The organism is Marinoscillum luteum, from assembly GCF_044005705.1.
Lineage (GTDB): Bacteria > Bacteroidota > Bacteroidia > Cytophagales > Cyclobacteriaceae > Marinoscillum > Marinoscillum luteum.
The window spans coordinates 543,246-564,419 of sequence record NZ_JBIPKE010000020.1 but is presented as its reverse complement, the minus strand read 5'-3'; the positions used below and the strand labels follow the sequence as shown (position 1 = coordinate 564,419).

General features: G+C 47.8%; 13 protein-coding genes. 10 read left to right on the top strand and 3 right to left on the bottom strand.

The features are described from left to right. Positions 1-39 precede the first annotated feature (39 nt). From ACHKAR_RS20185 to ACHKAR_RS20175, 3 genes are all read left to right on the top strand, one after another. Positions 40-465: a DUF1330 domain-containing protein gene (locus ACHKAR_RS20185; RefSeq protein ID WP_395419187.1), complete on the top strand. Its 426-nt coding sequence runs from the start codon at positions 40-42 to the stop codon at positions 463-465. 406 nt (positions 466-871) lie between these two features. Next, complete coding sequence (locus tag ACHKAR_RS20180; protein WP_395419185.1) at positions 872-1,237, top strand: hypothetical protein; 366 nt, start codon at positions 872-874, stop codon at positions 1,235-1,237. Between the two features lie 169 nt (positions 1,238-1,406). After that, entirely contained in the window at positions 1,407-2,630 is a 1,224-nt protein-coding gene (locus ACHKAR_RS20175) for a C45 family peptidase (RefSeq protein ID WP_395419184.1), read from the top strand. A 198-nt stretch (positions 2,631-2,828) separates the two neighbouring features. Here the strand turns inward: ACHKAR_RS20175 and ACHKAR_RS20170 are convergent, their stop codons facing one another. Continuing rightward, on the bottom strand, positions 2,829-3,293 hold the full coding sequence (locus tag ACHKAR_RS20170) for an SRPBCC family protein (protein ID WP_395419183.1): 465 nt from the start codon (positions 3,291-3,293) through the stop codon (positions 2,829-2,831). A 504-nt stretch (positions 3,294-3,797) separates the two neighbouring features. Here ACHKAR_RS20170 and ACHKAR_RS20165 point away from each other — a divergent pair. Next, positions 3,798-7,226 carry an alpha-amylase family glycosyl hydrolase gene (locus tag ACHKAR_RS20165; protein ID WP_395419182.1) on the top strand — a complete coding sequence of 1,143 codons (3,429 nt, stop codon included), beginning with the start codon at positions 3,798-3,800 and terminating at the stop codon, positions 7,224-7,226. A 289-nt stretch (positions 7,227-7,515) separates the two neighbouring features. Here ACHKAR_RS20165 and ACHKAR_RS20160 read toward each other — a convergent pair whose 3' ends face one another. Continuing rightward, positions 7,516-8,766 carry a cation:proton antiporter gene (locus ACHKAR_RS20160; RefSeq protein ID WP_159581772.1) on the bottom strand — a complete coding sequence of 417 codons (1,251 nt, stop codon included), beginning with the start codon at positions 8,764-8,766 and terminating at the stop codon, positions 7,516-7,518. 633 nt (positions 8,767-9,399) lie between these two features. On the opposite strand from ACHKAR_RS20160, the gene ACHKAR_RS20155 reads away from it, so the two are divergent. The 3 genes from ACHKAR_RS20155 to ACHKAR_RS20145 all read left to right on the top strand — a co-directional run bounded on the left by ACHKAR_RS20155 (position 9,400) and on the right by ACHKAR_RS20145 (position 12,831). Further along, positions 9,400-10,920, top strand: coding sequence for a serine hydrolase domain-containing protein (locus ACHKAR_RS20155; RefSeq protein WP_395419181.1), 1,521 nt, complete (start codon positions 9,400-9,402; stop codon positions 10,918-10,920). A gap of 69 nt (positions 10,921-10,989) precedes the next feature. Next, the gene (locus tag ACHKAR_RS20150) at positions 10,990-11,868 is read left to right on the top strand and encodes a polysaccharide lyase (RefSeq protein WP_395419180.1); all 879 of its coding nucleotides are present in this window, start codon (positions 10,990-10,992) and stop codon (positions 11,866-11,868) included. Between the two features lie 90 nt (positions 11,869-11,958). Further along, positions 11,959-12,831, top strand: a complete 873-nt coding sequence (locus tag ACHKAR_RS20145; RefSeq protein WP_395419179.1) for a hypothetical protein — start codon at positions 11,959-11,961, stop codon at positions 12,829-12,831. Here the strand turns inward: ACHKAR_RS20145 and ACHKAR_RS20140 are convergent. Next, entirely contained in the window at positions 12,821-13,819 is a 999-nt protein-coding gene (locus ACHKAR_RS20140) for a Gfo/Idh/MocA family protein (protein ID WP_395419177.1), read from the bottom strand. The genes ACHKAR_RS20145 and ACHKAR_RS20140 overlap by 11 nt on opposite strands. Before the next feature lie 154 nt (positions 13,820-13,973). Here ACHKAR_RS20140 and ACHKAR_RS20135 point away from each other — a divergent pair, with 154 nt between their 5' ends. The 3 genes from ACHKAR_RS20135 to ACHKAR_RS20125 all read left to right on the top strand — a co-directional run bounded on the left by ACHKAR_RS20135 (position 13,974) and on the right by ACHKAR_RS20125 (position 21,174). Then, positions 13,974-15,272, top strand: coding sequence for a T9SS type A sorting domain-containing protein (locus ACHKAR_RS20135; protein WP_395419175.1), 1,299 nt, complete (start codon positions 13,974-13,976; stop codon positions 15,270-15,272). Positions 15,273-15,277: 5 nt separating this feature from the next. Next, positions 15,278-16,939 (top strand): hypothetical protein, encoded by a 1,662-nt coding sequence (locus ACHKAR_RS20130; RefSeq protein WP_395419174.1) that lies wholly within the window; start codon positions 15,278-15,280, stop codon positions 16,937-16,939. A gap of 68 nt (positions 16,940-17,007) precedes the next feature. Then, entirely contained in the window at positions 17,008-21,174 is a 4,167-nt protein-coding gene (locus ACHKAR_RS20125) for a hybrid sensor histidine kinase/response regulator transcription factor (RefSeq protein WP_395419173.1), read from the top strand.

Here is a 21,174-nt window from a genome sequence, read left to right as displayed (position 1 = left end):
GTTGAGTGTTTTTTGAACCAAATTGTAATAGGTAAAAGTATGCGCAAATACATGGAGGCAAGCCCTGAAGCGGGTAAGGAATTTTATCAACATTTTCACAACAAAGGAAAGGTGGTGATGCTGAACTTGCTGAAGTTTAGAGCCACGGCTGACTATACCAACCTAGGGGCATTGAAGCCCGCAGAGGAAATCAGCGGAGAAGAAGCTTATCAATTATACATGAAGAGCACACTGCCCGAATTAGAAAAGGCCGGAAGCCGTGTAATCTATTATGGCAAGAGCAAAAGCTTTCTAATTGGGCCCGATACTGAAAAATGGGATGCTGTATTGTTGGTAGAGCACGAGTCTGTTTCGAGGTTTATGGAATTTGCACAAAATGGAGATTATCTAAAAAACGCGGGGCATCGTACTGCGGCATTGGAGGATTCGAGGTTGCTGCCGACCAATGAAATGAGCTTTACCTGAGCTGCCAGCTGCTCCAATGAACCAGAAGATTCCGGTATTTGTCCATTGCTGCGCTAGTCCAAAACCGGAATGACGTAACGGGAAGAGAACGTCATTCCGGTTTCTGAGGCACGAAGAAGACCGGAATCTTAGGCAATAATGATTAAGTATCTATTTCGTGCCCTTCTCGGAGTGGTCCGCAACCAGTGAGACGCAGATGACGAGTTACGCATCTTCCCGATGAACGTACACCCCTATAGCCGATAATGGTTTGTTCAGGATTGAAAAACTGCTAGATTTGGTATAGGTAGGTGACGGTCATTGATGGTTTAGTCGGTGGTTGTACCATTATCACATTTAATTAAAATATAGGATGGTAGAATTATCTTTAGAGTATTGGAATAAGCTTTCGAGTCAATTCATTCTAATGTCAGTATTTCTAGGCGGATTTTCCATAGCACTTACAGCCAATTTGCTGATTAGTAAATTGGAAACCCGGCTTCTCAATATCATTTTGAAACTGGCTACCACTTCTTCTGGTGGATTTCTTACCACTGTATTTGCAATGACAAATATCTTAATGAGGACTACAGATGGTTATCCTGGTGCTATCGCTGAGAGTGGATTAAATACACCAAGAATAATTGGGTTTTTGGGCTATATAGTTGGGGTTTTTTCACTCTTGACGATCATAGGATTGTCTGGATGGACAAAGTCTAAAGGGACAGGGATTTTCACAACCGTAGTAAGTGTAATTACATTGATTTTCTTTTTAATCTCTGCCGTTTCATAAAGGAGGGCTATTGCGACAGCCTTGCTAGCGCTAATGATTTCGTCTTGCTACTTGCAGGCAACCGTGCAGGATGCCTGTATAGCTAACAATGGTTTGTTTGAGATTGGAAATCTGCTACATTTGGCAGCTAACAACCATTGGTTGTTAGCTGCCAAATGGATCCAGCATAATGATCAAAAGACTTAGTATTATTCCGATATTATTCTTGACAACTACAGTGTGCTGGTGTTGCACCATTTTTTGTGCACGAGACCAGCATGGCCAAATGTGGGCTGGCAACAATGAAGACTTTTATTGGTATAATTTTTCAACGCATATCCAAATTGTAACAGAGACAGATTCAACTTTAGCTTTCATATTTTTCGATTATCCTAACAACAATTTTCCCCAAGGTGGAATAAATGAAGCTGGTTTGTTCTTTGATATCAATTTGGTTGAGGCATCAGAAGTAAAAAATGTTCCTTTTAAGAAAGTGTTCCCAGGCTCTTCAAGTGATCTGATGTTGCATATGCTAGGACGGTGCAAATCAGTTCATGAAGTAATTGAACTTTTTGACTCTTACTCCCTATCTGAAATGAATACTGCACAAATCCATTTAGCTGATAAACAAGGAAATAAAGGCATAATAACAGCTGATAGTAGTTGGCTATCTACTCAGAGTTTTCAAGTTTCCACTAATTATAATCTTTGTCACAAAGATGATGACTACAAAAGATGCTGGCGTTACCCTATTGCAACTTCATTGCTGAAAAATTCTGAACCAAGTTTTGAGCTATTCAGTCAGATTTGCGACTCAACCGCCCAGCGCCAGGGTGCCTTCACCATTTATTCCAATGTTCATAATCTCACTACTGGAGAAATCTGGTTGTACTATGCGTGGAATTACAATAATCCATACAAAACATCATTTAAAGAGATGACTCAACTGGGTGATACCACCATTTTGTTTCGAGACTTATTTCCTGAGCAACCTGTCGTGCAAGCCTACAATAAGTACAAATCGTATGGTTTCAAATCAGGTTTAGACGTTTTGAAAAACATTAGAAATTTAGCATTAAGAAAGGAAAAGCTTAAACTGATTTCGCTTGATGCCCTTTTTTTATTTGATTTTCTTCTACAATCTGGTAGAATAGAAACGACTGATGATGATGATCTCATTTCTGAAATTATTGATGCTTCCGATGATACGGAATTACTCATGTTAATAACGAATCAAAAAGTATCTCAACACAACAAAGAAATGGCAAGGAAAAAGTTGGAAAGCATACAAAAATCCAGATTTAATGACACCTTGGCTTTGCTCGCGGTTGCAAGCATTGGATTTATCGTTATTCTAATTTTTGCATTCAAACGAAAAACGAATAAGCAGCTCACAAATGCTAAAAATGAATAGCCAGACGCTCCCATGCAAACAGAGCTTTTTGATATAACAGAGCAAAACGGAGCTGCCGTGCATCCAGCAAACTAGGGCGCATACTCATTTTAGTTGAGCGTTGTCTTATCGCCTTATTGATTCCCACCACCACGACCCGTCTAGTGAGCGCATCACAATAAAAATTCACAATCTATCCTGAACCGTCCGGAGGTAAGCTCACTCCGGACGCTGGGCAAACTTATCTCCTGTCAGGTGGAGCTGGATGCCGTGCTCCAGGTAAGCCTTCATGCCGTCCAGCAGGGTAGTGAACCCCCCGGTGCTGTCCTTCAGCGCCGCGATGAGCGCATCGCCGGTTTCATGAAACCCAAAGTGCCGGATGACCACATAGGTCTGATCAGGGGCGTAGGCCTCCAGCTCAAAGACCACCGAGGTGGAGGGCTCTCCCCACGCTATGGCGATGCGCCGGTTTTCGATGATCTCGCCTACGCTTACCTCCGCTGTGACATTGTACATTTCCCACGCCCAGATCACCGTCTTACCGGTTTCCAGCCTACCACTGGATTTGGTAAACCAAAAGTTCACCGTGATTTCCGGGTTGATGAGCGCTTCAAATACAACCTTCGCAGGTTTGCGGATGAGCATTTGGCATAATACAGTGTGTGCGTGGTTTTCGGTTGTCATAGCATTCTTATAGTTGTGAGATGCGCCTTTACGTGATCTTAATATTTGTAATTTTCAAATTCGAGTGATTGTTTTTTAAAAATACCATCAAAACGAAAGGTATTATTTCGCTAATAAAATGATTTTAATAAAAATCGAGTCATTTTTTATCAAATACCCCCTTATATGCTTTCTATATTTCTAAAAGGATCCCGGGTGTCTAACTATTTGTTTTTCAACTGAGTAAGCATTTCTGCCGGGGAGTATTTTCTATATCCCCGACGCGTTTTTTTGGTTTGCCTCCATTCGTGACTTGCTTTAGGATTATGAATTGTAGTGGGGCCGCCTCCACATGAGCGGCACTCACATTTGTTTCACCTTAACCAAAAGCGAACATGTTAATGACTACCAGCTTCAGAGATCGCAGACAAATCCGCCACTGAGATTTCTCCACGGTTCCCCTTCGATAGGCATTTTTAAAATCACTCCACGCTGAAGAAGTATTTAAAACCTAAAACTATTAAAATGATGAAAACTTTATACAGTCGTTTGGCCGGTCTTTGGCTACTGATCCTGATGACCATTTCCCAATTAGCACTGGCGCAGGATCCTGCTCAGTACGGCACCCCATTCGCAGGAGTACCTGACCGGATGGATGCCAATATCTACCAAATGAACCTGAGGGAATACAGCTCCTCGCGAGATATTGCCGGAGCGCGTGCCAACCTCCAGAGGGTTCGGGATCTGGGCATCAATGTACTCTATCTGATGCCGATCTTCCCGGTGAGCACAGACAGCCAGGCCTCAGGTTCGCCCTATGCCAATTCGGATTACAAATCGGTGGCACCAGACCTGGGTACGCTCAATGACCTTAGGGGCCTGGTGCAGGATGCTCACAATATGGGCATGGCCGTGATTCTCGACTTTATTGTAAACCAGACCGGATGGGATCATCCCTGGGTGTCGCAGCATCCTGACTGGTACATAAAGGATGGCAGTGGAAATACGACCTCCCCATGTCCGGCACCAGATTTTTGCTTCGGTGATGTGGCAGGCATAGACCTCACTCAGAGCGGAGCTGCCAATGCCATGGTGGACGCGATGCGCTACTGGATCTTTGCAGCCAATGTTGATGGCTTTCGCTTCGACTGGGCCGACCAGCCACCGCAGGCGTTTTGGAACAGTTCCATCAGTAATTTACGGGGAATCAGCACGCATGATTTGCTGCTTCTGGCGGAAGGGTCAAATGAGGGGACCAACTCAGGATGTACTACCTGTGGACAAAACCAGCCTGGGGCGCATTATGCTCAGGGGTTCGATTACATCTTCGGCACCAACTTCTACTGGAATGTGATGAAGAAAATCTGGAACTCGGGCGAACCCGTAACCAATCTGGATGGTGTGACAGCCGGTGAATACAATGGAGCCAGCTCCACACAGCTGGTGGCGAGATTTTTAAGCAATCATGACGATTACAACGCCGATGGCTCACCGTTTTCATTCCTCAATGGCGGGAGAAATGCCGTCATGTCTGCCTTTGCACTGGCGACTTACCACCGGGGGGTGCCTTTTGTGTACAATGGGATCGAGGTGGGCAACACCAATCCGTTGACATATCCATGGAATTCAGGAAACATCAACTGGTCGCAGGACTTGACAGTTTACACTGAGATGCAGAAGATCCTCAATGCCCGAAACAACAGCGTGGCACTCAGGAGGGGACAGCCTACCTCTTACATCGACCCGGCCAATACCAACCCGAATGTGATTGCCTTTACCAAAGAAAGCGGAGGAGAGAAAGTAGCCGTATTGATCAACCCAAGAGGAAGCAACAGCACATTTACCATCCCATCCGGTATGGCTGGGTCCTACACTGACATTTTCAATCCGGGTACTTCTGTGAGCTGGACCACCGGCCAGAATGTTACCCTCACCCCGTATCAGTACATTGTAGTGTCCAATGGAAATGTACCGCAGGTAGACGTGACCGGTATCGCTGTGAATCCGGCCAGTGCCAGCATCAATGCCGGGCTGACCACTCAGCTTTCGGCATCCGTGCAGCCATCTAACGCCACCAACCAAAACGTAACCTGGTCTTCCAGTAATACCAGTGTGGCTACCGTGAATACTTCCGGACTGGTAACGGCGATCGCTGCGGGTACGGCCACCATCACTGCTACTACTCAGGACGGTGGCTTCACGGATACTTCAGTGATCACCGTGAATACCGCTCCGAGCTTTACCGTGCATTTCTACAGGCCATCCGCATGGGGTACCGGCATCAATATCTACTGGTGGGCTGCACAGCCGTCAGGGGTTTTGGCAGACGGATCCTGGCCGGGTGTGGCCATGACCAATGAGGGTGGAGACTGGTATGCCCACACCTTCACCAATGTGACCACTACCAACCTGATCTTCAATGATGGCACCAGCCAGTCGGCGGATTTATCCAGAGGTTCAGATGGCTGGTATCAGAATGGCATCTGGTACAACAGCAACCCCGGAGCCTGCAGCCCTACAGCAATCACGCCCTACACACAGGTGAATGGTGGTGCGTGGAATCAGACAGCCAGTGCCACCCTGGATGCAGGTGGATCGGTGGCTTTCGGCCCACAGCCTACCTCTGGTGGATCGTGGAGCTGGTCCGGACCCAATAGTTTCTCCGCGACTACCCGTGAGGTTACCCTGACCAATGTACAGGTGAGCCAATCCGGTAATTACGTGGCCACTTATACCAATGTGGGTGGATGCACCAGTACACAGACCTTCTCCCTTACGGTCAATTCCATTGGGCAGACACCTTTCGGAGGATCGGCGCGAGCCATCCCCGGCACCATCGAGGCAGAAGACTTTGACAATGGAGGTGAGGGTACGGCCTTTCATGACAATGACGCCAGCAACAATGGCGGTCAGTATCGTACCTCAGAAGGGGTAGACATAGAGGCATGTTCTGAAGGGGGCTATAGTGTGGGCTGGACCAATGCTGGTGAATGGCTGGAGTATTCGGTCAATGTATCTGCAGCAGGTAACTATGATATTGCCGTGAGAGTGGCAGGTGCAGTAGGTGGTACGGTTCGGCTGGAGTTTGATGGCGTAGACAAAACGGGCAACCTCACAGTGCCAAATACCGGGGGATGGCAAAGCTGGCAAACCGTGACTGCTACCGGCGTTAGTCTGAGCGCAGGCAGTCAGATCATGCGTATTTACATGAATTCAGGTGGTTACAATCTGAATAGTGTGACCATCACCACAGCATCAGGTGGCGGTGGTGGTAGTGCCTACCGTATCAAAAACAGATGGCAGGGCTCCTATTTGTATGACAATGGTAGTCAGGCGGCCTATGGCAATCCTTCGGTCGGAGACCAGTCGTCTCATTGGACATTGGAGAGTGTGGATGGTCACACGGCGATCAAGAATGTGGCTACAGGTGATTACCTGAACATAGAAACCCTGCAGAGCTATGTAGAGTGTACAAATATTGGTACCGGTGCCTGGAGTGCGCAGTGGGCGCTGGAGGACTTTGACGGTCACAAGCGCATTCGCAACAGGTGGCAGTCAGGTGACTATGTCCACATTGAAAACCTCACAGGCTATGCGCAGCACGGTTCGGTCTACAATGGTGCATACAGCGGGCATTGGACACTGGAGGCTGTGAGTGGTTCCAGGTTAGGAGCTGAGCTGATCCCTACACAGGTTTTCAGTTCATCGGTAGCGGTTTATCCCAATCCGTTTACCAGTCAGGTACAGATCAAAATTCAGTCTCAGGAAGGAAAGGATCATCAGATTTCCGTATGGGACATGTCTGGTAAGCAGGCGCTTTATCAGGTCGAAAGCGCTGATGAGCATGGGGTTGTCAATCAGTTATTGAATACAGCATCCCTCAAGGCGGGTATTTATTTCTTCAAGGTGCAGTCTGGTGAACAGTTGAAAACCTTCAAGATGATCAAAGATTAATCTGAGTTTACTCGGAATTTTGTTAAGCCGGAGCCCTTTTGGGTTCCGGTTTATTTTTTTGTAGGTGAAAATGTCTGATGCTTCGACGGAGCTCACCATGACAGATGGGAAGAAAATGCCTGCTATCGAATCTGAGAGCCTCTGACTGGATGAGATTCCCGCCTGCGCGGGATGACGGTTCCAAACGGCGATACTCATCCGCTTTCGGATTACAATTTGGGCACAAGAAATGGGATTTTCTTTTCGGAGGATTGATGTGTGCACCTCTATGGAGAAAAAAGGAAATCTATTAATCAGGTTCCGAACCCTTCAAAACCTTCTTCACCAAAGGAGCGATGGTTAACCCCTGAACGATGATAGAGAATACCACGATCACATAGGTGACGGTAAGGAAGAGCTCACGCCCCATCTGAGGTTCCAAGGACAAAGCCAAAGCTATAGAAATACCCCCTCTGATACCGCCCCAGGTCATGATTAGGTTCGATTGGGGGATGAAGTTCAGTTTGTTTTTAAAAATGGCCACAGGGCCAGAGAGCGCAATATACCTTGCCAAAAGTGCCAGAGGAATAGCCATCAAGCCAAACAGGAAATAGGCACCATTCATAGTGACAACCAGTAATTCAAGTCCGATCAACACAAAAAGAACGGCATTGAGCAGGACGTCTATGAGCTCCCAAAATTTGTCAACATACAAGTGCGTATTGTCTGACCAGGCGATTTTTGGGGCTTTGTTGCCAAGAAAAATCCCGGCTACCACTACAGCGAGTGGTCCGGATACGTGTAAGTAATGGGCCAAAGCAGAAACGCCCATGACCAACGCCAAAGTAATGATCACCTCCGTTTCATAATGATCTATGACTTTCATCAACCGGAAAGCACCCCAGCCTGCCAGTAAGCCAAGTATAAGCCCCCCAGCTACTTCCGACACAAACAACAAACTCACATCGGTAAAACTCATGGAATCCAGTCCTTGTTGAGCGATTTTGAAAAGTACAATGAAAATGACCACACCCACGCCATCGTTAAACAACGACTCGCCCACAATCTTGGTCTCGAGCTTCTTGGGGGCATTGGCTTCCTTCAATATTCCCAAGACCGCAATGGGGTCGGTAGGAGAGATGAGGGCACCAAAAAGAAGACAGTATACGTAATCGATGGGATAGCTAAAGGCCATGAATAAATAATACATCATGGTGCCGATCAGAAAAGTAGAGAGTACTACGCCAATGGTGGCAAAAAGAGCAATGGGCCCTTTTTGCTTTTTGAGAGCATCAAGTTTGGTGTGTAAGGCCCCGGCAAACAGCAAGAAGCTGAGCATTACATCAAGCAGTGCCGTCTCAAAATCTACCGATTGGATCAGTAGCTTGGCTTCATCCAGGATGTAATGATTAAAACTTCCCAAAATGGTGATCCCTACAGTGAAAACAATGGCAATGATCATCAGGCCAATGGTAAAAGGCAGTTTCAGGAATTTGGTATTGATGAATGCAAAAATGGCCGAAAGGATAATCAGGATTGTGATAATGTTGAAGATACTCATGATGCTTTTTACAAGTAATAGTTCGGATGATTCGGCAATATACGGTGTAATTGCCGTGTGTGTCGGTTTGGTGTATTGGGAGGTGTGTCTGCACACCTACATGGAGCAAATAGGATAAGAAATGACCTTTTCACGCTGATCCAGGCATTGTCACTCTTTCGATAGCTTATATCAGAAAAGTGAAAATGTCTTACTCTTCGACGGAGCTCAGCATGACATTTTCGATCGACGTGTCTCTGGCATTATCACGCTGAGTCTGGCATTTTTATTCTGATTTTAGCATGATATTTTCAAGGCAAAGCGTCTATGGGCATTGTCACTCTGATCTCCGTCGAAGAGTAAGACAATGCCTTATTATATCGATCTACCTTGCCATCTGTCTGATGGTTAGACAGGCTCACCATGAGAGATGGGAAAATCAAGTTTACTATCGGATCGTCTCTGGCTGGATGAGATTCCCGCCTGAGCGGGAATGACGGTTATAATTTACGAGCTTCCTATTCGTCTGAGAGAAAAGGCATCGACCGTTTTATATTTTGAAAATACCCCAATAAAACGTACTATTTTATACCTATTTGTGAATTTTGGAGTATAAAATACCGGTCAAATTGCGATGAACACAATATCGCAATTATGGTACTTGATAGAAGAATCTGCTCACTCGTCTTTTTTTGCCTCGCACTCACCCAATGCAGCCCGGTGCAGGATGCTTCCTCTTATGAAGCACGCCTGGACATTCCGGCACTCAAAAGTTTTACCCAATCAGTAGTTCAAACCTATCCGCTGCCCGGTATGGCAGTAGTGGTGGTCACACGTGATACGGCCTATTACCTTACCACTGGCTACAGTGATCTGGCCAGGAAGATACCATTTACAGATTCCACGGTGTTTTTCGCCGGAGGCTTCTCGGAGCTGCTGGTGGCGAGTACAGCACTTCGTCTGCAGCAAGCAGGCAAACTCAGCTTGCAGGATCCGGTGGTCAGGGAGCTGCCCTACTTTCAGATGCAGGGGGACTACCAGCGCATTTCAGCACATCATCTGCTTACCCACACTTCTGGTATACCTCATTTCAACCCGGCCTGGGATATGCCGGCCTATGAGGAGGACGCATTGGAGGCCACCACTCGCAGCATTATTTTTCAGGATGTAATGTTTGCGCCCGGCACCCAATGCAAAAGGTCGCCATATAACTATGATATCCTGGCCGATCTGATGGCCAAGTCTGAGCAGAAGTCTTTCGAAGAGGTGGTACATGCCGAAACGCTGGCGCCTCTTGGGATGCGCCACTCCAGCTTCTTTCCTGATACTTCATCGGCAGAGCTGGCCCGGCCACATGAGATCCTCAACTGGATCAGCTATGACCTCAGGGAATCGGACATTTATCCATATACCCGCGAAAATGCAGGGAGCTTTGGCTTGCATACTACAGTGGGCGATATGGCCAAATGGATGCAGATGGTTTTGAGAATAGACACGGTTCAGGGAGGTCTTTCATCGGCTTCTATTGATCAGCTCATGACTGCCCATTACAAAACCGGAGAAAATACCTACAAGGGTTATGGCTGGGAGATCAGAGACTCGGAAGGCGTGCGGGTATTTCAAAACAGCTGGAATGCTGGCGGCTTCAGTGGTGACCTCAGTGTGATTCCCGCACAGGAAATGGCAGTGATGGTACTCTCCAACACCTCTGACGATTTTAATCCCTCTGTCATTAGTGAGCACATTCTGGATCACCTGCATGGGGCATCGCTGAGTACAGTGAAATATCCCATTCACATCGCTATGAGCCGAAGACTCAATGAGGGGCGCTGCCTGGAGGAAGTATTGGCCTGGCACGACAGCCTGATGATAGCAGGCGGGGGCGATTACCTGATGGGGCCTGCTTTACTGGGTCAGCTGGGGGTCAATCTTCTGCACAGGCTTTCCCGAATGGAAGATGCCACCGAGGTATTTCTGCACGCTGTTCAGCTTTATCCTGAATCTCCTGAGGCACATCTCAATTTGGCTGAGGCCCTCCTTACCTCGGGTCTCCTGGCCGAGGCAAAAACACACTTTGAAGAGGCCATGAAACTGAGGCCGTCCATGAATTCTCCCTATGTAAGCTTTCTGCGAGAGCAGCTCGCAGTGGCTCAGGAGAATCAAGCTTCATCATAAAGAAATTTTCCAACCACGATTCTTTGACAGGATCATTTATTTATTTCTAACCAATTAAAAACGATTACCATGATCAACAATCAACACCAATTGAAGGCCCTGAGCCTGTGTACTATTCTGGGCTTCGGCCTGCTCTTTACGGGCTGCCAGGAGGACGTCACGGAGCCCTCGGCCATCATCGATGCAGATGCAGCCACTGAGGCCCGGGCGATCTATTCCAGCCGTGAGGTTTATTTTACCCGCTCCAATGGGCAGGTTTCATCCTCCACCGCTTCTTCCGATTTCGGGAATGTTTCCGGCTGGGATGCGGGGGCTACCTACATTTCTTCTAATACCCTTCGAATCACCCTGGCAGCGAATGTCGTGGGAACCTCCGGGGGTATGGAGTCCAGAATTGATGTTTCGGACGGTACAGAGTACTGGCTGGAGTATAAAGTGAGATTCCACAGCCAGTTTGACTGGAGCCGTGGTGGCAAAGTAGGCTGGGGCTTTCAGGTAGGCGATGGAGTGACAGGCTGCAGAGCCAGTGATGCCCAGGCCGGAAACGGAGGCAGTATGCGCGCCATGTGGTATTCACCAAACTCTAGTGACAGCCGGGTGTATTTCCAGCCCTATCTGTATCATCAGGGCATGACCAGCAACTGTGGTGAGTCATTTGGTGCTACATACCCGAGCTCCGGAGCATTGTCCAGAGGTACCTGGTACACCATTGGTTTTTATATGAAATCCAATACAGGAAGCTCCTACAATGGCACCGCCGAGATGAAAGTGAATGGAAGCACTGTTTTGAGAAGAGACAACATCAAATGGGCTTCTTCTGACTCTAAGCGAAAAGTAAAGGGACTATACTACTCTGTGTTCAGAGGTGGAAGCCAGAGTTACTGGGGTTCAGGTAGCACAGGTTACATCTATTTTGATGACTTGAAATGGGCAAGAATCAGTAGCTAAACCCAGGGTACTGTCCCGGGGAGGAGGAGAGCAGATCACAGGAGCTTGTCGGATGGACCTCTCCAAGGCACTGGGACAGTGCTTGTTTTTATGAAACTAAGACTCATTATATTCTTCAATTTGTTCATGGCAGGACTTATGGCTCACGGACAGGGCCAACTGACCGCAGGGGTGAGCCATACCCGGCAAAACCTCACCTGGTCCATAGCAGGCAACCTCAATGGCACCTCGCCCAATATTTTTTCAGAACTGAAATGGCAACGTGTGATGGGAGCAGGAGCCCTGGTGGCCTACCAACACCCCATCACAGACAGGATAGTAGCTTTCGCTGAGTACCAGCATCAGGTACTGGTGCAAGGGAGCGTCACCGATAGTGACTATGAGGGGGATGATCGTACCGGACGTGTGTTTTTTGCCAAAGAGGATGCCGGAAAGGGATATACCCTGGCCAGTCAGTGCGGCTTATTATATCGGGTGTTTAAAAGAAAAAGCATGACCTTCACCCTTGGTGGGGGCTACGGACTTATGAGCCAGCGCTTTTTTCTGCTCAATGAAAAGATGGGATTACGTAGCTCTTATACCAATCAATGGTATGGACCGCTACTCACAGGTAGGTTGCAATTGCTGGCCGAAAGCGCCTTTGGGATCACCCTCAAAACCACTTATCATCAGGTGCGATACCATGCCACCGGCAACTGGAACCTGATCGAGCGCTTCCAGCATCCGGTGAGTTTCAGGCATCGAGCCAAAGGTTTCGGACTTGAAAATCAATTGGTCATGTCTTACAAAATGTCTGGGGGATTGTGTGTGGAGGTACGACCTTCCTACGGTTATTGGACCACCGGCATTGGGATCGATACCGTTTACAAAAAAGACCAGTCCACACCCAAAACACGACTGAATGATGTCACCAGTGAGGTGCTGGGGGTGGAAGTGGGAGTGGTTTGGAGACTTAAAAATTAGCCATCCATTCCATCACATGGTTGGTACGTGCTCCGCTTACACCTGTGCTCACACACCTGCCATTGCCCAATAGGTCGTCCACCACCTGCTGAATGAGTGGCTGCTGTATGTGTTTGGGTAAGTCGAAGGAAAAGACCTTGTCTTCAGAAGTATCTCTCCTCAGCGTCACTTCGGCCTTTCCAAAGGACACATAAGAAATCTCCCCTTTGGAGCCTACAATTGTAGTAATGTCTTTGTCACTCACTTCTCCTGAGGCGAAGCACCAACTGCCCGTTCCGAGCACCCCTTTGGTAAACTCAAAGCTGGCGGTTACGATATCCTCGGCTTTGTATTGCCCGCCCTGATTGGCTGAATATCCGCTGGCCTTTCGGATGGGGCCAAAAAGGAAATCCAGAAAATCCAGCTGATGGCTGGCCAAATCATAAAAGTATCCTCCGCCGGAAACCTCCGGATTTACCCGCCAATGATTGGTTTGATGGGTGATAATGTCTGGTACCAATGGCTTACACATCCTCACTTCTACAAACCGAACGTCTCCGATGGCACCCGATTCTATCAGTTCTTTGATTTTCAGAAAATGGGGGAGGGCCCGGCGGTAGTAGGCTACGTAGAGTGGTACACCCGCTTTTTCACAAACGGAGATCATTTCCTGACACTCAGCATGGGTTCGGGCCATGGGTTTTTCCACGTACACAGGCTTGCCAGCGTTGGCCGCTTTGATGGTGTATTCCAGGTGTGCATCTGGGGGAGTGGCGATGTAGATGGCATTAACTTTGGGATCATTGATCAGCGCATCGGCATCACTATACCATTTTTCGATCTGGTGACGCTTGGCATAGTCCTGCGCTTTGTCGGCATTTCTTCGCATGACCGCCTCTATCCGCGAGTTGGCGACCAGGTTCATGGCTGGTGCACTTTTGACTTCACATACATCACCTACCCCTACGATGCCCCAATTCACCTGGTTTTCCTTGATTTTCTTGTTCATTCTCTGTTTTGTGTTCCTACATGCAAATTACAATCATTTATCGTTTAAACACTCCTTTGAGCGATTTTGGACGATTGTACCCCCAGTTTCGGACGCTGATTACCCGGGCTCTTAATAGGTTTAGGGTCTGAAATTTTTTGGCAACCAACTTCATATGATGAACAACTACCTGAGACTCGGGAAGCAATACTTATTGATTTTAACAGGTGCATTTTTTTACTATCCATCCATCGCACAAGACACCACGGTTACTACCATATCGGCCGATGGTCCGGGAGATACCTATAGTTTGCTGGAGAGTGCTTTGGGCGGCTCGCCCCTGGAGGTGCCGGATTGTGACCATACTGAAGTTTTCAAACACATAGAAGAGTTGTATGATGACGAGCTCGAACGGAACGTGTTCAAGTTTTACATTCATAAAGACATAGATACTGACCGATGCGAAACGAATGTGGATCGTCAAAGGAATGAAATCAAAGCGTATGACCCTTCTCCCGATTATTTGAAAGCCATTCAGCGTGAGGTGGTCACTTATGAGTGGTTTTTTAAGATTGATGAATTTTTTCAGCCTTCGACCAACTTCACGCATCTCTTTCAGCTGAAAGCTGTGGGTGGTAACGATGCTGCGAATCCGCTGCTGACCATCACACCACGAAAGGGTGATCCTGAGCAGCTTCAGCTCATTCATGGCAGAGGGAGCAACAGCTACACGACGGTCACATACACCGATCTGTCGCTCGTCAAAGGCCGATGGGTACAGGCTTACTGCAAAGTGGAATATGCAGACAATACAGGTACCCTGGATGTCAGTCTGAAACTGCTGGATGGTACCGAAGTGCTGAGCTACACCAGCAACGAAATTGACATGTGGAGAACAGGGTCTTCATTTGTGCGGCCCAAGTGGGGCATCTACCGCAGTTTGAATGACATCAATTCTCTCCGCGATGAGGAGGTGCTTTTTGCGGATTTTAAAGTAACAGAAATAGGCGCTTGCCCTGCATGGTATGAGGATGCCGATGGGGATGGTATGGGTGATCCCAATTCTTTTGTTTACGCCTGTGAGCGACCTGATGGGTATGTGCAGAACAATGTAGATACCTGCCTGGACTGGTTTGAGGATGCGGACGGCGATGGCCTGGGCAATCCTGAGGTGAGTCAATATGGATGTGCGCAGCCAGCAGGGTATGTAGACAATGCGGATGATCCTGATGATACTAAAAATGCACTGGTCCTGAATGCGACTATTGCGCCGAAACCGGAGGTGTACCCCAATCCTGCTACCAACACGATAAAAATCCTGCATATGGAGGGAGCAGAAAACTACCGTGTTTTGGACATGGGAGGCCGTGTGGTTCGGACGGGTAGCGGCTCCGAAATTTCCATTGAGTCATTGATGCCGGGTGTTTACTTTCTGCATACAGAGGGGCGGGTTTTTAGATTTATCAAAAAGTAAGAGGGATGGAGCTATTCAACAGGACTTACACACTGATTTTAGGCATTTGGGCATGCTCAACCCTGACAGGACAGGCGCAGGATTTACCCGACTTGTTATCCAATAGAGCCATTGCCCAAGCGAATTATCTTCCGGATTTTTCCTATGCCGGGTATCATTTTGGAGAAGATCCACTCCCGGGTTTAACTGAAGGTGAAGTGCTCTACGCCACTGATTTTGGAGTGATTCCCAATGACGGACGGGACGATAGTAAAGCGCTTCAGCAAGCTTTCAGCGCAGCCCATGAGGTGCCGGGGCCCGTGACCTTGCAGCTTCCTCCCGGACAAATCATCCTGAGCGAGGTGCTGTATATTGAGCGGAGCCACATGGTATTGAGGGGAAGTGGAAGTGGTGCCAATGGTACCACTATTTACTGCCCCAGGCCCATGAGCTATTTTGCCGATCCTCCAGCGTTATCAGAGCTCCGGGAATATTTGGTGGAGTTGGATAAGCGCCAGCGAGAACCAGAAAATAATCTTGACTTACCTTTTTCACAATATGCCTGGGCGGGTGGGGTGATCTGGACCCGCCAGCCCGGAGTGCGCACCAAGGCCTATCTGGACAAGTACGATGCAGAGCCTGTAGTGCTTTGCAAAGTCCTGACAGGAAAAAGAGGGACACATCAGCTGACCGTCACTTCCTCCGAAAAATTAAAAGTAGGGCAGGTGGTTCAGATAGAATGGTACAACACCGAAGGGCAGAAGGGCTCATTGATCAAGGCCTTGTATGGCGAAAGCCCATTGAAAATAGGTACTCATCACTGGAACTATCCCACCCATCCACTGGTGCAGCAGCGTGCGCTCATTACAAGGATCGCGGGGAATAAAGTGACCATCAAGGATCCACTGCTTATGGACATCAGAGAAGCCTGGGCTCCGACTATGGTGGAGTGGCTCCACCTGGAAGAAGTGGGGATCGAGCACATCCGAATCGCCTTCCCGATGGCACCCAATATCGCCCATCATGTAGAGGAGGGGTATAACGCCATTTACCTCACCCGCCTATTTAATGGATGGGTGACAGACGTGAAGATTGAGAATGCAGATAGTGGGATATTGACAGAAGAAATTGCCAATGTGACGGTCAGTGACATAGAAACCTCCGGGGAGAAAATAGCCCACTACTCAGTGGCGATGAGTGGGGTGTACAACGTGCTCGTGCAGCGGTTGCGGGTTCGCAATGTGGTCAGACATCCGTTGAGCTTCAATACCTTTTCTACTAAGAGTGTCTATGCCGACTGCCAGGTGGAGGTGGCTCCCATTCTCGATCAGCATGCCGGGGCTAACCACCAAAATTTGTTTGACAACATCAGGGTGAATGTATCTTTAAACGGAGCAGATGAATACCCCCTGTTTGCAGGCGGAGGTGCTGGCTATTGGAAGCCTGCACATGGCGCTTACACCACTTTTTGGAACATTGGTGTGACCTTCGGAGATGGGTTTGAAACCACCAGAGTGGTGACTTTAAATGGCATGGCAGACGGACCCATGGCCCGTTTGCTGGGAATATATGCGAACAGAAAAATAGCGGTAGTTTATGGGCCTGATGCCTATATTGAGCGAGTAAACTCGCGGATCAGTGACATTCCTTCGCTTTATCAGTATCAGCTGGACATGAGGACCAGGTGATGGCAATAGTATGGAGAATATTCCGTAATTTTTACATGTAGGCGTACCCCGAAATGATGAACATAAAGTTGAAAAATACTTTAATTGAGTACAGGAGAGTCTTTTTTGTGATCTCTTTACTGCTGGTCGGAGGGCTGGGTTTTAGTCAGGAAAATCACAGATTTCGACATCTTTCCACAGCTGATGGGCTTTCGCAAGGCTCAGTGATTGCTATTGCTCAGGATCAAAAGGGATTGTTATGGTTTGCTACACGAGACGGTCTCAACACCTATGATGGCAATCAGTTCACGGTTTTCAGGAATGATCCCCAAGACTCTACGACCATCAGCAACAATGATGTACTGGAAATACTCACCGATCAGTATGGGGACCTATGGGTGGGCACATACAATGGACTGAACCGATACAGCTATAGTCAGGGCCGGTTTTACCGGTTTTATAATGACAAGAATGATCCCACCTCCCTGGCCAATAACAGTGTATGGGCCATTCATGAGATGGATAATGGGGAGATCTGGGTCGGCACGGGTGGTGGACTCACCATTTATAAAGATGGGAAGTCGTTCAGAGTGCAGCATGACCCGGCAGATGATAAGAGCTTATCCGGCAATTATGTGGTGGAGATTTTTCAGGATAGCCGTGATGATATCTGGATAGGCACTTCAAAAGGCCTTAACCGGGTGTCGGCTCGTGTGGGAAACAAGATATCCTTTGATCGCTACCTTTCGGATCCCGGCCAGCAGGGTACTCTTAGCGATAATTTTGTGCAGAGCATTGCGGAAGGCCTGGATGGTACACTTTGGTTTGGTACCAGAGGTGGCCTGCATAGACTGGAGGAGCAAGATCGATTTGCTGCTTTTCACCACGATCCGGCGGACCCCGCGTCCATTAGCAATGACGATGTGAGGTCATTGACCTTTGATGAGGAGGGAAATCTTTGGATAGGTACTTACCGCGGGCTCAATAAAATGAGTACTCCGGGCATTTTCTTGCCAATCCTCAACGATCCCAATGATGCTCAAAGCCTAAGCAAGAACACTATCAAATCCACCTTTATGGATAAGAAAGGCTCCCTATGGGTGGGGGTGTACTATGGCGGGATCAATATGCTGGATGAAACCAATAGTAACTTCAGAAACTACCAGCAGCTGCCAGCTGGCAATGGATTGAGCTATGATGTAGTGAGCTCCATCGTGGAGGATCAGTTTGGGAAGATATTCATCGGTACGGAGGGTGGAGGGATTAATTTTCTCAATCCTAAAAACGGGAAGATTAGCCATCTGAAAGCCACCGGTAAATCTGCAGCCTTGTCCAGCAACAACATCAAGGCGCTGTATTTGGAGTCTGGGAAAAATCTATGGATAGGGACTCTGAACACCGGGATCGATGTTTTTGATACCGAAACGGGTACGTTCAAAGGCCATTTTGATAAAGACCTGGGACTAAGTCACAATAGTGTATATGCCATTTTGAAGGAAAATGACTCACTCTTTTGGGTGGGTACTTTTGGGGGCGGCCTTCATCTGCTAAATACCCACTCCAAGACCTCAGAAAACATCCTGTATGACCCGGCAGATGCCGGAAGTCTGAGCGATAATCAGGTACGGCTCCTTTGTAAGGATGCCGATGGCAATCTGTGGGTAGGCACCCAATACGGACTCAATAAATTGCCGGCTCGAAATATCGCCGACCACAAGTACACCTTTGAGCGGTTTTTCTACAACGAACAAAAGAAGTCTGGTGAAGATGTGCTGGTGATTTTTGAAGATCACCTCAGACGCATTTGGGTGGGTACCTATGAATCCGGGCTGAGCAGGTATGACTCACAGCGCAATGAATTCATTTCATTCCCCATTTTTGATTCTTCCGATGGCAACAGCAATGTGATTCACGGCATTTTGGAGGACAGCGAGCATTACCTTTGGGTGAGCTCCAATCAGGGCATTAGCAAGGTTAATCCCGAGAATGGTAACACCCTCACCTTTGATGAGTCCGACGGTCTGGTTTCTAACGAATTCAATAACAACGCCTGTTTCAAAAGCCAGTCCGGTATGATGTACTTTGGTGGGCCTCAGGGACTTTCGGCTTTTTTTCCTGACAAAATCAGAACGAATAGATACGCTCCTTCCACGGTGATCACCGATCTCAAGCTTTTCAACCAGTCGGTGAAAGTGGGCGCAGCAGATGGTATTTTGAAGACGTCCATCATGGAGACGCATCAGATTACACTGGATCACGATCAGGCCATTTTCTCATTGGATTTTGCCATACCCAATTTTATCAACCCGGATAAAAACCTCTATGCCTATCGACTGGCCGGGCTGGAAGAAAACTGGAACATCACGCATAAGAATACGGCTACTTATACCATTCAGCGTCCGGGGACGTATGTTTTCAAAGTGAAAGGGGCCAATAATGATGGTATCTGGAGCGAGGACATTACTTCTATGAAGATTGTGGTGAACCCAGCGCCATGGCGTACCTGGTGGGCATTTTCGATCTATTTCATTATCGTGGTGGTGGCTTTGTATGCACTGAACAACATCATGCTGTCACGCTCCAGGCTCCGGCATCAGCTGGAGCTGGAGCACTTTGAAAATGAGCGGCAGAAGTCCGTAAACCAGATGAAACTCCGGTTTTTCACCAACATTTCTCATGAGTTTAGAACGCCACTCACCCTCATACTGGGGCCATTGGAGCAGATTCTGCAAGATTATAAAGGCAGTAATAAGGTGTACAAGCAGCTCAAGGTGATGGAGAAGAACTCTGTTCGATTGCTCAAGCTGGTTAATCAGTTGCTGGATTTCAGAAAGTTTGAAAACAAACACGAGAAACTCCACGCCGCTGAGGGGAACATGGTGAAGTTTATCGAGGAGATCGTGCTGTCATTCAGGCAGTATGCCAAGATCCATCAGATCAATTATGAGTTTGATAAAAGCTCCGAAGAAATCAAGGCCTGGTACGATCGGGACAAAATGGAGCGGGTTTTTTATAATCTGATCTCCAATGCCTTTAAGTACACCAACGAAGAAGGGAGTATCCATATCAAGGTCTGGCAGGAGGACAAGCAGTTCTTTTTCAGGATTACTGATACAGGCATTGGGATGGAGCGTGAACACCTCGAACGCATTTTTGATCGGTTTTATGAGGTGGAGCATACAGAGGCCAGCCCAAAACATCAGCATCAAAAGGGGACAGGTATCGGATTGGCCATCGCCAAAGGAGTGGTAGAAATGCACGGTGGCCTCATCGCAGTAGAAAGTGAAAAAGGAAAGGGCACGGCATTCACGGTAAGTATGCCACTAGGCAAAGATCACCTTCAGGAAGACCAGATCATCAAAGACTTTAAGGACAGTGAGGATGTCTCCACCTATGTGAAGATCAACATGGTGGAAGCCGAGCTGATGGAGTCAGAGGATTCCATCGAGGAGGTGACCCATACAGTGGATGAGGATAAAATGCCTTGCATACTCGTCGTGGAGGACAATCCATCGGTGCGCCGGTTCATTGTGGACGTTTTCAGGGGAGAGTATCGGACAGAGGAGGCCGAAAATGGAATGGAAGGGTTCAAAAAAGCCGTTCAAATCGTGCCGGACCTCATTATCAGTGATGTGATGATGCCCAAAATGGATGGAATTGAATTTTGCTTTCAGGCCAAATCAAACCTCAAAACAAGCCACATTCCCTTCATGTTGCTGACCGCCCGTACTTCGCTGATTTTTAAGTTTGAAGGGTTGGAGTCTGGAGCCGATGAGTACCTCAATAAGCCCTTCAATGTGAAGGAACTCAAGCTGAAGACCAGAAACCTGATCAATACCTACAACAGGCTGCGTGAGAAGTTTGCCAGTGAGTCCATCGTGAAACCCAGCGAGATTACCGTTTCGTCGCTGGACGAAAAGCTGCTGAAGCGTGCACTGGAGATCGTGGATGAAAACATTTCTAACGAGTTTTTTAATATTCAGCTGTTCAGCACCGAACTGGGTGTGAGCCGTACCATGCTCTTCACCAAAGTGAAAGCGTGGACCAATCTCACACCGAACGAATTCATTCATTCGATGCGCATGAAGCGGGCAGCTCAGATCCTCGAGCAAAACAAAGTCTCCGTGGCAGAGGTGAGTTATCATGTGGGATTCTCCAATCCCAAGTATTTCAGCAAGTGCTTTCAGAAATACCACTCGGCCACTCCTACCGAATATGCAGGAAAATTCTCCGTGGCAGAGGTGGATGAGGGCTAA